Source organism: Pseudomonas sp. GW823-FHT02E01 (assembly GCF_058797535.1).
The window spans coordinates 337,889-349,675 of record NZ_JBXAJS010000005.1 but is presented as its reverse complement, the minus strand read 5'-3'; the positions used below and the strand labels follow the sequence as shown (position 1 = coordinate 349,675).

12 protein-coding genes and 1 pseudogene are annotated in these 11,787 nt (G+C 58.9%); 6 read left to right on the top strand and 7 right to left on the bottom strand.

The window, feature by feature from the left end; all coding sequences use genetic code 11:
* Positions 1 to 26: 26 nt before the first annotated feature.
* On the bottom strand, positions 27 to 878 hold the full coding sequence (locus tag AC1RDQ_RS14625) for an MIP/aquaporin family protein (protein WP_090457548.1): 852 nt from the start codon (positions 876 to 878) through the stop codon (positions 27 to 29).
* A gap of 347 nt (positions 879 to 1,225) precedes the next feature.
* Between AC1RDQ_RS14625 and ybaK the strand changes: the two genes are divergently transcribed.
* Positions 1,226 to 1,696 (top strand): Cys-tRNA(Pro) deacylase, encoded by a 471-nt coding sequence (gene ybaK, locus AC1RDQ_RS14620; protein WP_057713427.1) that lies wholly within the window; start codon positions 1,226 to 1,228, stop codon positions 1,694 to 1,696.
* A 110-nt stretch (positions 1,697 to 1,806) separates the two neighbouring features.
* Positions 1,807 to 2,589: a PhzF family phenazine biosynthesis protein gene (locus AC1RDQ_RS14615; RefSeq protein WP_492587589.1), complete on the top strand. Its 783-nt coding sequence runs from the start codon at positions 1,807 to 1,809 to the stop codon at positions 2,587 to 2,589.
* A gap of 124 nt (positions 2,590 to 2,713) precedes the next feature.
* Here AC1RDQ_RS14615 and AC1RDQ_RS14610 read toward each other — a convergent pair whose 3' ends face one another.
* Positions 2,714 to 3,823 (bottom strand): ABC transporter ATP-binding protein, encoded by a 1,110-nt coding sequence (locus AC1RDQ_RS14610; protein WP_492587588.1) that lies wholly within the window; start codon positions 3,821 to 3,823, stop codon positions 2,714 to 2,716.
* Positions 3,820 to 4,740: an ornithine carbamoyltransferase gene (argF, locus tag AC1RDQ_RS14605; protein ID WP_057713430.1), complete on the bottom strand. Its 921-nt coding sequence runs from the start codon at positions 4,738 to 4,740 to the stop codon at positions 3,820 to 3,822. The genes AC1RDQ_RS14610 and argF overlap by 4 nt, the downstream gene beginning before the upstream one ends.
* Before the next feature lie 302 nt (positions 4,741 to 5,042).
* Between argF and AC1RDQ_RS14600 the strand changes: the two are divergent.
* The 3 genes and pseudogenes from AC1RDQ_RS14600 to grxD all read left to right on the top strand — a co-directional run.
* A pseudogene (locus AC1RDQ_RS14600) lies at positions 5,043 to 5,180 on the top strand (hypothetical protein); the annotation flags it as partial.
* A gap of 134 nt (positions 5,181 to 5,314) precedes the next feature.
* Positions 5,315 to 7,423, top strand: a complete 2,109-nt coding sequence (locus AC1RDQ_RS14595) for a molybdopterin oxidoreductase family protein (RefSeq protein WP_492587587.1) — start codon at positions 5,315 to 5,317, stop codon at positions 7,421 to 7,423.
* 97 nt (positions 7,424 to 7,520) lie between these two features.
* Positions 7,521 to 7,862: a Grx4 family monothiol glutaredoxin gene (grxD, locus tag AC1RDQ_RS14590; protein WP_007971318.1), complete on the top strand. Its 342-nt coding sequence runs from the start codon at positions 7,521 to 7,523 to the stop codon at positions 7,860 to 7,862.
* 199 nt (positions 7,863 to 8,061) lie between these two features.
* Here the strand turns inward: grxD and bfr are convergent, their stop codons facing one another.
* Both bfr and AC1RDQ_RS14580 read right to left on the bottom strand, forming a co-directional pair.
* Complete coding sequence (gene bfr, locus AC1RDQ_RS14585) at positions 8,062 to 8,538, bottom strand: bacterioferritin (RefSeq protein WP_057713432.1); 477 nt, start codon at positions 8,536 to 8,538, stop codon at positions 8,062 to 8,064.
* A gap of 198 nt (positions 8,539 to 8,736) precedes the next feature.
* Positions 8,737 to 8,955: a bacterioferritin-associated ferredoxin gene (locus tag AC1RDQ_RS14580; RefSeq protein WP_007985869.1), complete on the bottom strand. Its 219-nt coding sequence runs from the start codon at positions 8,953 to 8,955 to the stop codon at positions 8,737 to 8,739.
* Positions 8,956 to 9,266: 311 nt separating this feature from the next.
* Here AC1RDQ_RS14580 and AC1RDQ_RS14575 point away from each other — a divergent pair, with 311 nt between their 5' ends.
* A complete protein-coding gene (locus AC1RDQ_RS14575; protein ID WP_057713433.1) occupies positions 9,267 to 9,869 on the top strand; it encodes a peroxiredoxin in 603 nt (200 codons plus the stop codon).
* A gap of 191 nt (positions 9,870 to 10,060) precedes the next feature.
* On the opposite strand, the gene rnt is transcribed toward AC1RDQ_RS14575, so the two are convergent.
* Entirely contained in the window at positions 10,061 to 10,738 is a 678-nt protein-coding gene (rnt, locus tag AC1RDQ_RS14570) for a ribonuclease T (RefSeq protein ID WP_057713434.1), read from the bottom strand.
* Positions 10,735 to 11,781 carry a dihydroorotase gene (gene pyrC, locus AC1RDQ_RS14565; protein WP_492587585.1) on the bottom strand — a complete coding sequence of 349 codons (1,047 nt, stop codon included), beginning with the start codon at positions 11,779 to 11,781 and terminating at the stop codon, positions 10,735 to 10,737. The genes rnt and pyrC overlap by 4 nt, the downstream gene beginning before the upstream one ends.
* Between the last annotated feature and the right edge of the window lie 6 nt (positions 11,782 to 11,787).

Below are 11,787 nucleotides of genomic sequence, written 5' to 3'. Positions count from 1 at the left end.
AAGGGCAGGGGCACGCGCCAACGGTATCAAGAAGTTCTGGGTTTGCCGTCAATGGCAGCTGTTGCATCCTTTGTAGCAGGTACGGCGCTGGGCAGATGGCGGGCAATCAGCCCGCGATAGGCGGCAGCACCGAGGCAGGCACCGACAATCGGTGCAAAAACAGGAATCAGGAAATACGGGATATCGCGTCCGCCAGTGAAGGAAATTTCACCCCAGCCAGCGAAGAAAGTCATCAGTTTAGGGCCGAAGTCCCGCGCAGGGTTCATGGCAAAACCGGTCAGCGGTCCCATCGAGCTACCGATCACCGCAATCAACAGGCCGATCAGCAGCGGTGCCAGCGGGCCTTTGGGCAGGCCATTGTTGTCATCGGTCAGGGACATGATCACGCCCATCAGGATGGCCGTGATGATCACCTCGACCAGAAATGCCTGGGCGGTGGTCAGCACCGGGTTCGGGAAGGTGGAGAACACGGAGGCCAATTCGAGGCTGGCTTGAGTGCCGCGAACCATATGGTGCGTTTGTTCGAATTCGAAGAATAGATTGCTGTAGAGCGTGTAAACCAACAGCGCTCCACAGAAGGCACCCGCCACTTGGGCGAGTATGTAGAAAGGCAATTTACGTTTTTCGAAGTCCGCGAAAATGCTCAGGGCAATGCTGACGGCAGGGTTCAGATGAGCCCCGGAAACCCCAGCGGTAAGGTAGATCGCCATGCTGACGCCGACACCCCAGATAATGCTGATTTCCCACAAGCCAAAACTGGCACCCGCGACCTTGAGCGCGGCAACGCAACCTGTACCAAAAAAGATCAGCAGCGCCGTACCCAGAAACTCGGCCATGCATTGGCTCGAGAGCGACGGTTGTTGTAAAGCAGTTGTCATTGAAACCTCATTTTTTTTGTTGTCTGGCGCTTTTTCCATCATGGTCGGAGCGCGGTTTTCGCCGAGGCAGGATCCCCATCCTGGTCGCGGTTTACTGCTGGGTGCAGCGGTAGGACGTTTCGTACAGTTTCATAAACGAAAAAATATAGACAAGAAACGCTGCTGTCAAAGGTCGAAAGTGAACCGTCGGTCACAAAGAAACTATTCGCTGTATGAATGACCGGGTTGTTGAGGAATGGGGTGGCCAGGCAATGGCGTCATGAATGCGCCGCCGTAGAGCCTTTTAATGATCAATGTCCTAGAATCGGGCGCAGTATTTTTCTTCTGCCGCCCAGTCTGGAGCTGTCATGACCCCCGCATTGGATTTGTTGAAAAAGGTTCGGGCCGAACATCGCGTACACAGTTACGAACATGACCCCAAGGCCGCCTCCTACGGATTGGAAGCGGCGGAAAAACTCGGGCTCGATCCGGCGCAGGTGTTCAAGACCTTGCTGGCGGCCAGTGAAAAGGGCGAGTTGCTGGTGGCCGTGGTGCCGGTTGTCGGCAGCCTGGACTTGAAAGGGCTGGCCCACGCCGCGGGCGTGAAAAAGGTCGAAATGGCCGACCCGGCGGCAGCGCAGCGCTCTACCGGCTATCTGTTGGGCGGGATCAGTCCGCTGGGGCAGAAAAAGCGCTTGCGTACCTTCATTGATAATTCGGCCCAGCCCTTCGCCAGCATTTTTGTCAGTGCGGGGCGGCGTGGGCTGGAAGTCGAACTGGCACCGGCGGTGCTGGCCGAGCACACCCAGGCCAGATTTGCCGATATCGGCCGTGCGTGAACATCATCGGAGTCCGCGCAGCGCTGTATGGTGAAAATCAGCCTGCTCTGTCACTGGTGCCGGTTTGGTCAGCACGGCATGCTCGACGGTCTGACAAAAGGGAGAAGCTTATGCAACTGGAGTTTCATCAGGTCGACGCGTTCAGCAATCAGCCATTTAGCGGCAATCCGGCGATGGTCTATCGGCTCGACACATGGCTCGCCGATGAGTTGATGCAAAAGATTGCCGCCGAACACAACCTCGCCGAAACGGCGTTTGTCGTGCGTGAAGGGCAGGGCTGGCACATCCGTTGGTTTACACCGACCACCGAGGTGCCATTGTGCGGTCACGCGACGCTGGCTAGCGCTCATGTGCTGTTCGATATTTATAAGGAGCCCGTCGAGCGACTGGACTTCACCTGCAAATCCGGCCCGTTGGGCGTGACCCGTGAAGGTGGGCGGCTGTGGCTGGATTTCCCGGCGATCACTGCATCGCCGGTGAACGTGATCTCGGACATCGAGCGTGCACTGGGCGTGAAGGCTGTTGAGGTACTGGCTTCAAATGAGCTGTTCGTGGTGCTGGAGTCGGAGCAAGCCGTGCTCGACTGCAAGCCGGACATGGTGGCCCTGGCGAAACTGCCATGGCTGGGTGCCATCGTGACGGCGCGGGGCGAGCAGCACGATTTCGTTTCCCGCTACTTCGCCCCGGCAATCGGCATCAATGAAGACCCGGTGACCGGATCGACCCATTGCCTTCTGATTCCGTACTGGTCAAAGCGTTTGGCCAAGTCGAGCCTGACGGCTTTTCAGCGTTCGGCGCGGGGTGGGGAATTGTTCTGCCAACTGGAAGACGATCGGGTGAGGATCGGCGGCAATGCGACCCTGGTTGCCAGTGGCACGCTGATGCTGGGATAACGCAAACCCACTGTAGGAGCGAGCTTGCTCGCGATGGACGTCAACGATAACGCGTGCAACCGGAATGAACGCGTTATCCAGACGTTTTTCGCGAGCAAGCTCGCTCCTACAGAGGGGGGGTGTATCAGTTGGCCGTGCTGTAGCGCCGGACACCTGATTCAACAGCTGGAATCTGCGCCGCCGTGCTGCCGGACGCCTGGAACAGCACCAGGTGTTCAGCCGCGACACGAATACCCACCTCCGCCCCAATCTGACGATCGACATGGCTCGGGAAGATCGCCTCCAGCTGTGCGCCTGTCGGCAGTTGCAAGCGATACAGGGTCGTTGCACCCAGGAACGTCTTGCCGGCAATTCGCGCCTTCAGTGCGCTGTCCGGGGCATAGACGATATCGTCCGGGCGCAGCAACACATCCACGGCGCCACCTACCGGCCAGGTGTAGGCCCGATTGCCGCGCAGCTCACCCAGTTCGGTTTGCACCGATTCTGGGCTGCTCAACTGACCGCGAATGAAATAGCCCTGGCCGATGAAACTCGCGACAAAAGGTGTCAGGGGTTCGTGATACAGGTTGTAGGGCGTATCCCACTGTTCCAGGCGACCTTCCTTGAACACTCCAACGTGGTCGCTGACCGCGAAGGCTTCTTCCTGGTCGTGAGTCACCAGAATCGCGCTGGTGCCACGGGCCTTGAGGATGTCGCGTACTTCATGGCTTAGCTTGCGGCGCAACTCGCCATCAAGGTTGGAGAAGGGTTCGTCGAGCAACAGCAGTTGCGGTTCCGGCGCCAGGGCACGGGCCAGTGCGACACGTTGCTGCTGACCTCCTGAAAGCTCGTGGGGGAAACGCTTGCCGAGATTCTTCAGGTTGACCAGTTCCAGCAGCTCTTCGGTCACGCGATCCTTTTGCGGATGCTTGCGAATGCCGAAGGCGATGTTGTCGGCCACGCTCAAATGCGGAAACAGCGCGTAGTCCTGGAACACCATGCCGATGCGACGTTTCTCCGGCGCAAGGGTGAAGCCGGCGCTGGAAATGGTCTCGCCAGCCAGCTGGATTTCGCCTTCGTGCACCGGTTCGAAACCGGCAATCGCCCGCAGGGTGGTGGTCTTGCCGCAGCCCGACGAGCCCAGCAGGCAACCGATGTCGCCTGCGTTCAGGTGCAGGTTGAGGTTCTGCACCACGCGCTGGTCTTGATAGCCGCAGGCGAGGTTGCGCAGGTTGAGCAGTAATGGCTGGCTCATGCGTGGTGATACGCCGGTTCGACGAGGAACTCGAGCAGGGCTTTTTGCGCGTGCAGACGGTTTTCGGCTTGATCCCAGGCCACCGAGCGCTTGTCATCGAGCAGGTCGATGCTGATTTCCTCGCCGCGGTGCGCTGGCAAGCAGTGCATGAACAGCACGTCTTCAGCGGCCAGGTCGAGCAGGGCGCGGTTGACCTGATACGGCGCGAACAGTTGCAGACGCTTGGCGGTTTCCTCTTCCTGGCCCATGGAGGTCCAGACGTCGGTGCTCACCAGATGTGCACCACGCACGGCTTCCTTCGGATCGCGAACGATGGTGACCCGATCGCCGGCCTTGGCCAGGAACACCGGGTTGGGTTCATAGCCTTCCGGGCAGGCTACGCGCAACTGGAAGTCGAACTGGATCGCCGCTTCTATATAGCTGTTGCACATGTTGTTGCCGTCGCCAATCCAGGCCACGGTCTTGCCCTGGATGGAGCCGCGATGTTCGAGGAAGGTCTGCATGTCGGCCAGCAACTGGCACGGGTGCAGGTCATCGGACAGGCCGTTGATCACCGGTACGCGGGAGTTGGCGGCGAATTCGGTCAGGTTGCTGTGGGCAAAGGTACGGATCATCACTGCATCGAGCATGCTCGACATGACGATGGCGCAGTCGCCGATCGGCTCGCCACGACCCAGTTGGGTGTCACGTGGCGACAGGAAGATCGCCTGCCCGCCGAGCTGGATCATGCCGGCCTCGAAGGAGATCCGGGTACGAGTCGAGGATTTCTCGAAAATCATTCCCAGGACGCGGTTTTTCAGAGGCTCGAACAGTACGCCGCGGTTACGCAGGTCCTTGAGCTCAACGCCTCGACGGATCACGCTGACCAGCTCTTCGGGCGTGCAATCCATCAGGGAGAGAAAGTGCCTTGCGCTCATCATTGACTACCTTTTGCTACAAACCGCAGATGCTCAAAGCCTTGTTTAACGGAACAACGGGCGAGACCTGCGGCGTAAGCCGCACGGGGCGACGAAATAGGGGAAGGCGCGATCTTATAATTAAATGTCGCGTCTTACCAATAGGGCTACAGTTTTTAGGGAGTTTCAGAGGTGCTACGGGTTTACCGAGGTAGCGCTTTTGAAGCCTGTTTCCTGATAGCGGCGGTTCATTTGTACACCGGCCCCTCGGGGCTTGGCAATCAGGCGCGGCGGCAATGGTGCGCTGACAGTCGGTTTTTGACTTGTCATTCATCAGCGCCGGACTTGATGTGCACTGGCGCCTGATCGGCGAGCAGACCGGCGCGCATGGCCCCCACGGACCGATTGAAACCCTTCAGGAAATTCAGTTGCAGACGCCGCCCAGGCTGCCTTCGAACTGAACTCGGAGGGCCATCGGCTGGCCTGATAACCCTCGATTCACAAGACGAACGTCGCTGGCGTGTCGGCGGCTCTGGCGCCATAGTTTTGTTTCCGCGGCCTACGTTGCCCGCCCATAACAAGACAGAGACTGGCCATGACCAAGACTCTCCATCACCGTGCGTGCCATTTGTGCGAAGCCATCTGTGGCCTGACCATCGAAACCACCAGGGTCGAAGGCGGTAACGTCCAGATCACTTCGATCAAGGGCGACCCCCAGGATACGTTCAGTCGTGGGCACATCTGCCCCAAGGCCGTGGCGTTGCAAGACATTCAGAACGATCCGGATCGCCTGCATCAGCCGATGCAGCGGGTGGGCAATGAATGGCAGCCCATCGAGTGGGAAGCGGCATTCAATCTGGTCGCCGAACGCCTCGCCGCCATTCAGGCGCATCACGGGCAAAACGCGGTGGCGGTCTATCAGGGCAACCCGAGCGTGCACAATTACGGGTTGATGACCCACAGCAATTACTTCCTCGGCCTGTTGAAAACCCGCAACCGGTTTTCCGCGACGTCGGTCGATCAATTGCCCCATCACCTGACCAGTCATTTGATGTACGGCCACGGTCTGCTGCTGCCGATCCCGGACATCGACCACACCGATTTCATGCTGATCCTGGGTGGCAATCCACTGGCTTCGAACGGCAGCATCATGACCGTGCCGGATGTGGAGAAACGCTTGAAGGCGATACAGGCCCGGGGTGGCAAGGTGGTGGTGGTCGATCCGCGCCGTAGTGAAACGGCGGCGATTGCCGACCAGCATCTGTTCGTACGCCCGGGTGGTGATGCAGCGCTGTTGTTCGGCCTGCTCAATACCTTGTTCGCTGAAGGTCTGACCCGCGACAGTCATCTGCCGGTGGACGGCCTGGAGGACGTACGGGAGGCCGTCGCACCGTTCACTGCCGAGGCCATGAGTCCGTTGTGCGCCGTACCGGCCGAACAGATCCGCCAGTTGGCGCGGGACTTCGCCGCGGCACCGAGTGCAGTCTGCTATGGCCGCATGGGCGTCTCGACCCAGGCCTTCGGTACTCTGTGCCATTGGGTGGTGCAGTTGATCAACCTGGTCACCGGCAATCTCGATCGCGTGGGTGGTGCCTTGTGTACCGAGCCAGCAGTGGATCTGGTGGCGTCGACCTCGGGCGGGCATTTCAATCTGTGGCAGAGCCGGGTTTCCGGGCGCCCGGAGTACGCCGGAGAGCTACCTGTCTCGGCGCTGGCCGAAGAGATGCTCACTGAAGGGGAAGGGCAAGTCCGCGCGCTGATCACCGTGGCGGGCAATCCGGTGTTGTCCACACCCAATGGCCGACAACTCGAACAGGCGCTGGACGGGCTGGAGTTCATGGTCAGTATCGACCTGTACATCAATGAAACCACGCGTTACGCCGACCTGATCCTGCCGTCCACATCGGCGCTGGAAAACGACCATTACGACACCACGTTCAACCTGTTCGCGGTGCGCAACGTCAGCCGTTTCAACCGCGCCATCCTCACCAAACCCCAAGGTGCATTGCACGACTGGGAGATTTTCGTCGGCCTGGCCAAGGCATTTGCCGTCAGGACCGGCAAAGAACTGAAGCCCACCATCGCCCCTGCGCAAATGATCGATCGCGGCTTGCGCATGGGAATGTACGGCGACAATTCAGAGCACAAGCTGTCGCTGGCGACTTTGTTCGATCATCCCCATGGCGTCGATCTGGGCGCGCTCAAGCCTAACCTGACGCCACGCCTGAAGACAGCCAATCAACGCATCCAGGCCGCGCCTGCGGCGATTCTCGCTGACCTGGCGCGCTTTGCAGCCTTGAAGGCGCCGGCCGCCGACGAGTTGTTGATGATTGGCCGCCGGCATGTACGCAGCAACAATTCATGGATGCATAACTATCATCGGTTGGTAAAGGGCAAGCCACGTCACCAGTTGCTGATGCATCCGGACGATCTGGCCAGTCGCGGGCTCAGCGACGGACAGCGCGTTCGGGTCAGTTCGCGGGTGGGTGTGATCGAAGTCGAAGTGCTTGGCAGTCTGGACATGATGAAAGGCGTGGTCAGCCTGCCTCACGGCTGGGGGCACGCGCGGCCGGGCGTGCAAATGTCGATTGCCAGCAGTCAACCGGGCTCCAGCGCCAACGACCTGACCGACGAACGCCAGATTGACGAACTGTCGGGAAATGCCGCGCTCAATGGTGTGCCGGTGATCGTGGTGGCGGCGTGAATCAGTCAGACGGAGAGACCGAGCAGGGCGCTCGGCTTTCCGTTACAATGCGCCACCGTGCCGACCCATGAGTCGGAAAGTTCAGCCGAGGTGCTCCATGGATATCATCGAAACGATTAAAGAGCAGATTGCCAACAACACCATTCTGCTTTACATGAAAGGCTCGCCGAATGCCCCGCAGTGCGGCTTCTCCGCGAAAGCCGCGCAGGCCGTGATGGCGTGTGGCGAAAAGTTTGCGTACGTGGACATCCTGCAGAACCCGGAAATCCGCGCCAACCTGCCAAAATACGCCAACTGGCCAACCTTCCCACAGCTGTGGGTTGCCGGTGAACTGGTCGGCGGTAGCGACATCATGACTGAAATGGCTGCTGACGGTTCGCTGCAGAGCCTGATCAAGGACGCCGCCGCCAAGGCTGCTGCTCCAAAGACCGAAGCCTGATTCGCTTCCTGTAGGAGCGAGCTCGCTCGCGATGGACTAAAGAACGCCGCTGGGTGTCAGGCTCCCAGCGTTATCGTTAACGACCATCGTCGGAACGCCGCCCGGAGCAAGCTCGCTCCTACAAGAGCAGGCAATAAAAAGCCCCGCCACTCGAAAGAGGGCGGGGCTTTTTATTGCATCGAGATTAATGGCGTAGAACTTACTCGTCTTCGCCCATCTGCGATTGCAGATAGTTCTCAAGGCCCACTTTATCGATCAGGCCCAGTTGGGTTTCCAGCCAGTCGATATGTTCTTCTTCGGACTCGAGGATATCTTCAAGCAGTTCACGGCTACCGAAGTCGCCAACTTTTTCGCAATGCGCGATAGCCACTTTGAGATCGGCATGGCCGGTTTTCTCGATACGCAGGTCACACTCAAGCATTTCCTTGGTGTGCTCGCCGATGTGCAGCTTGCCCAGGTCCTGGACATTCGGCAGGCCTTCAAGGAACAGGATGCGCTTGATCAGCTTGTCCGCGTGCTTCATCTCGTCGATGGATTCGTGGTACTCGTGCTTGCCGAGCTTGTTCAGGCCCCAATCTTCATACATGCGCGCATGCAGGAAGTATTGATTGATCGCGACCAGCTCATTGGCGAGGATCTTGTTGAGATGCTGGATGACTGTAACGTCGCCTTTCATGATGGGGTCCTGCCCTGTATTAGCTGTCAATAGAGCAGAGTTTGAGCCTCGTATTTAATAGTGTCAAACCTAAGTTATTGAAACTTAAATGAAAATTAATCGGAATAAGAATGTTTGTGTTCCGCGTCTAGAGCATAACTAGTTGATTTTGAGGCATAAAAAAACCGGACATATGTCCGGTTCTTTGAAATTCGGTGTTTAAGCCGCGGTAAATTCTGCTGGATAAGGAATTGCAGCCTGGGCCGTTTGCAGTTTGGTCAGGGTCTCGCGGACCACTTCCTTGGCGAGGCAGGCACATTTGCCGCACTGGCTCGCAACGCCGGTGGCCACACGGACTTCCTTGTAGCTGCAGCATCCTTCATAGATCGCATCGCGGATTTGACCGTCGGTGACGCCAGTGCAGAGGCAAACATACATAGGGAAGGACCGTCGCTGATTGTGACTCAATTGCGATGGATCTTAATGTTAACGAGAATGATTGTCAAAGTGGTTTCAGAGCACTTTTCGTCATAAACGGGTATGGCTGACGAACGGTCTGCCTGGCAAATCGGTGATCCAAAACCGGCGGGGATTTCATCGTACGGGGAAAAAACAGCTAAGCCAGCTCAAACACGCGGTGTATGATGGCCGGTCTTTTGCGACCGGGGATCGTGTCACAGGGCTGTCGCCTCAGGGTGGCAGGCTGATGCGAACCCTGTTTCTCACGCTATTACACCAGGAGATATCCAATGAGCGTACTCGTAGGCAAACAAGCCCCTGACTTCACCGTACCGGCCGTACTCGGCAATGGCGAGATCGTTGACAGCTTCACCCTGTCCTCGGCGATCAAAGGCAAATACGGCCTGGTGTTCTTCTATCCACTGGACTTCACCTTCGTTTGCCCGTCCGAGCTGATCGCTCTGGACAACCGCATGTCTGACTTCAAGGCACGCAACGTTGAAGTGATCGCTGTTTCGATCGACTCGCACTTCACCCACAACGCATGGCGCAACACTCCAGTGAACAATGGCGGTATCGGCCAGGTTCGCTACACCATGGCTGCCGACATCAAGCAGGACATCATGAAGGCCTACGACGTTCAGTCCGCTGATGGCGTGGCTTTCCGTGGCGCGTTCCTGATCGACGACAAAGGCGTTGTCCGCTCGCAGATCGTCAACGACCTGCCGCTGGGCCGTAACATGGAAGAGCTGATCCGTCTGGTCGACGCTCTGCAATTCCACGAAGAGCACGGCGAAGTCTGCCCTGCCAACTGGAAAAAAGGCGACAAAGGCATGAACGCTTCGCCAGAAGGCGTTGCTGCTTACCTGACCGAGCACGCTGCCGCTCTGTAAGGCGTTCCAGGTATAAAAAAACCGGCCTTCGAGGCCGGTTTTTTTATGTGCTGAAGTCCTTGTAGGAGCGAGCTTGCTCCGGGCGGCGTTCCGACGATGGAATCATGAACACTGCGGGGAACCAGGCTCCCCGCGTTATCGTTCACGACCATCGCGAGCAAGCTCGCTCCCACATTGATTCGTGAGTGCACTCAGTCGCCGAAATCTTCCCAACCACCCATCTGCTTCCAGCGATTGACGATGCCGCAGAACAGCTCTGCCGTCTTCTCGGTGTCGTAGCGAGCCGAGTGAGCCTCGCGACCGTCGAAGTCGATGTCCGCTGCCTGGCACGCTTTGGCCAACACGGTCTGGCCGTAAGCGAGACCGGCCAGCGTTGCGGTATCGAAGCTGGAGAACGGATGGAACGGATTGCGCTTCATGTCCAGCCGCGCAACCGCCGCATTCAGGAAGCCCAGGTCGAAACTGCTGTTATGCCCGACCAGGATCGCCCGTTTGCAACCGTTGGCCTTGAGGGCCTTGCGCACGCCGCGGAAGATATCGTTCAGGGCAGACTCTTCACTCACCGCCATGCGCAGCGGGTGATCGAGCTTGATCCCGGTGAATTCCAGGGCTGCCGCTTCGATGTTCGCGCCTTCGAACGGCTCGACACGGAAAAAGTAGGTGTGATCCGGGTAAACAAAACCCTTTTCATCCATGGCGATGGTGGTCGCGGCGATCTCCAGCAGGGCATCGGTGGCCGAGTTGAAGCCACCGGTCTCTACATCGACGACAACCGGCAGGTAACCACGAAACCTTGCCGCCATTGGATGACGAGGGCCGCCTCCGCCGCCATTGCCTTCCAGTTCGTCGTCGAAATGGTCTTCACTCACGCGTGTTCCTCCAGCAGGCGCCAGCGCAGTTTTTCACCGGCGCGCAGCGGGATAACGGTCAGCTCGCCAAATGGCAGGCTGGTCGGGGCGGTCCACTCTTCGCGGACCAGGGTGATGCGATCGGTGTTGGCCGGCAGACCGTAGAAGCGCGGGCCGTTGAGGCTGGCGAAGGCCTCGAGCTTGTCCAGCGCATTGCGCTGTTCGAAGGCTTCGGCGTACATCTCGATTGCCGCATAGGCGGTGTAGCAACCGGCGCAGCCGCAGGCCGCTTCCTTGGCATGCTGGGCGTGGGGGGCCGAGTCGGTGCCGAGGAAGAACTTGTCGCTACCGCTGGTGGCCGCGTCGAGCAGGGCTTCCTGGTGGGTATTGCGCTTGAGGATCGGCAGGCAATAGAAGTGCGGCCGAATCCCGCCCACCAGCATGTGGTTGCGGTTGTACAGCAGGTGATGCGCGGTGATGGTCGCGCCCACGTTGGCCGAAGCCGAGTTGACGAACTGCACGGCGTCCGCGGTGGTGATGTGTTCGAAGACCACTTTGAGGGTCGGGAAGCGCTCGACCACACGACGCAAGTGCTCGTCGATGAAGATTTTTTCTCGGTCGAACACGTCGACATCGCCCCGGGTGACTTCACCGTGGACCAACAACGGCATCCCGACTTCGGCCATGGCCTCGAGTGCAGGGAAGATTTTGTCGATGCTGGTGACGCCAGAATCCGAGTTGGTGGTCGCGCCGGCCGGGTACAGCTTGGCGGCGTGAATGAATCCGCTGGCCTTGGCCTCGCGAATTTCTTCAGGCTGGGTGCGGTCGGTCAGGTACAGGACCATCAGTGGCTCGAACAGGCTGCCGGTCGGGCGGGCAGCGAGAATCCGCTGCCGATAGCCGTCGGCTTCGGCCGCATTGCGTACCGGTGGAACCAGGTTGGGCATGATGATGGCGCGGCCAAAGGTGCGCGCGACATCCGCGACGGTATTGGTCAGCACGGCACCATCGCGAAGATGAATATGCCAGTCGTCGGGACGCAGCAGGGTCAGGCGGTCGGACATGAGGGG

What these genes read in the sequence shown, in the direction of transcription:
- AC1RDQ_RS14580 (WP_007985869.1), bottom strand. Translation starts at nt 8,955, where the DNA reads ATGTATGTTTGCCTCTGCACTGGCGTCACCGACGGTCAAATCCGCGAT.
- argF (WP_057713430.1), bottom strand. Translation starts at nt 4,740, where the DNA reads ATGAGCGCAAGGCACTTTCTCTCCCTGATGGATTGCACGCCCGAAGAG.
- grxD (WP_007971318.1), top strand. Translation starts at nt 7,521, where the DNA reads ATGGATATCATCGAAACGATTAAAGAGCAGATTGCCAACAACACCATT.
- bfr (WP_057713432.1), bottom strand. Translation starts at nt 8,538, where the DNA reads ATGAAAGGCGACGTTACAGTCATCCAGCATCTCAACAAGATCCTCGCC.
- AC1RDQ_RS14610 (WP_492587588.1), bottom strand. Translation starts at nt 3,823, where the DNA reads ATGAGCCAGCCATTACTGCTCAACCTGCGCAACCTCGCCTGCGGCTAT.
- AC1RDQ_RS14575 (WP_057713433.1), top strand. Translation starts at nt 9,267, where the DNA reads ATGAGCGTACTCGTAGGCAAACAAGCCCCTGACTTCACCGTACCGGCC.
- AC1RDQ_RS14615 (WP_492587589.1), top strand. Translation starts at nt 1,807, where the DNA reads ATGCAACTGGAGTTTCATCAGGTCGACGCGTTCAGCAATCAGCCATTT.
- AC1RDQ_RS14625 (WP_090457548.1), bottom strand. Translation starts at nt 878, where the DNA reads ATGACAACTGCTTTACAACAACCGTCGCTCTCGAGCCAATGCATGGCC.
- ybaK (WP_057713427.1), top strand. Translation starts at nt 1,226, where the DNA reads ATGACCCCCGCATTGGATTTGTTGAAAAAGGTTCGGGCCGAACATCGC.
- pyrC (WP_492587585.1), bottom strand. Translation starts at nt 11,781, where the DNA reads ATGTCCGACCGCCTGACCCTGCTGCGTCCCGACGACTGGCATATTCAT.
- AC1RDQ_RS14595 (WP_492587587.1), top strand. Translation starts at nt 5,315, where the DNA reads ATGACCAAGACTCTCCATCACCGTGCGTGCCATTTGTGCGAAGCCATC.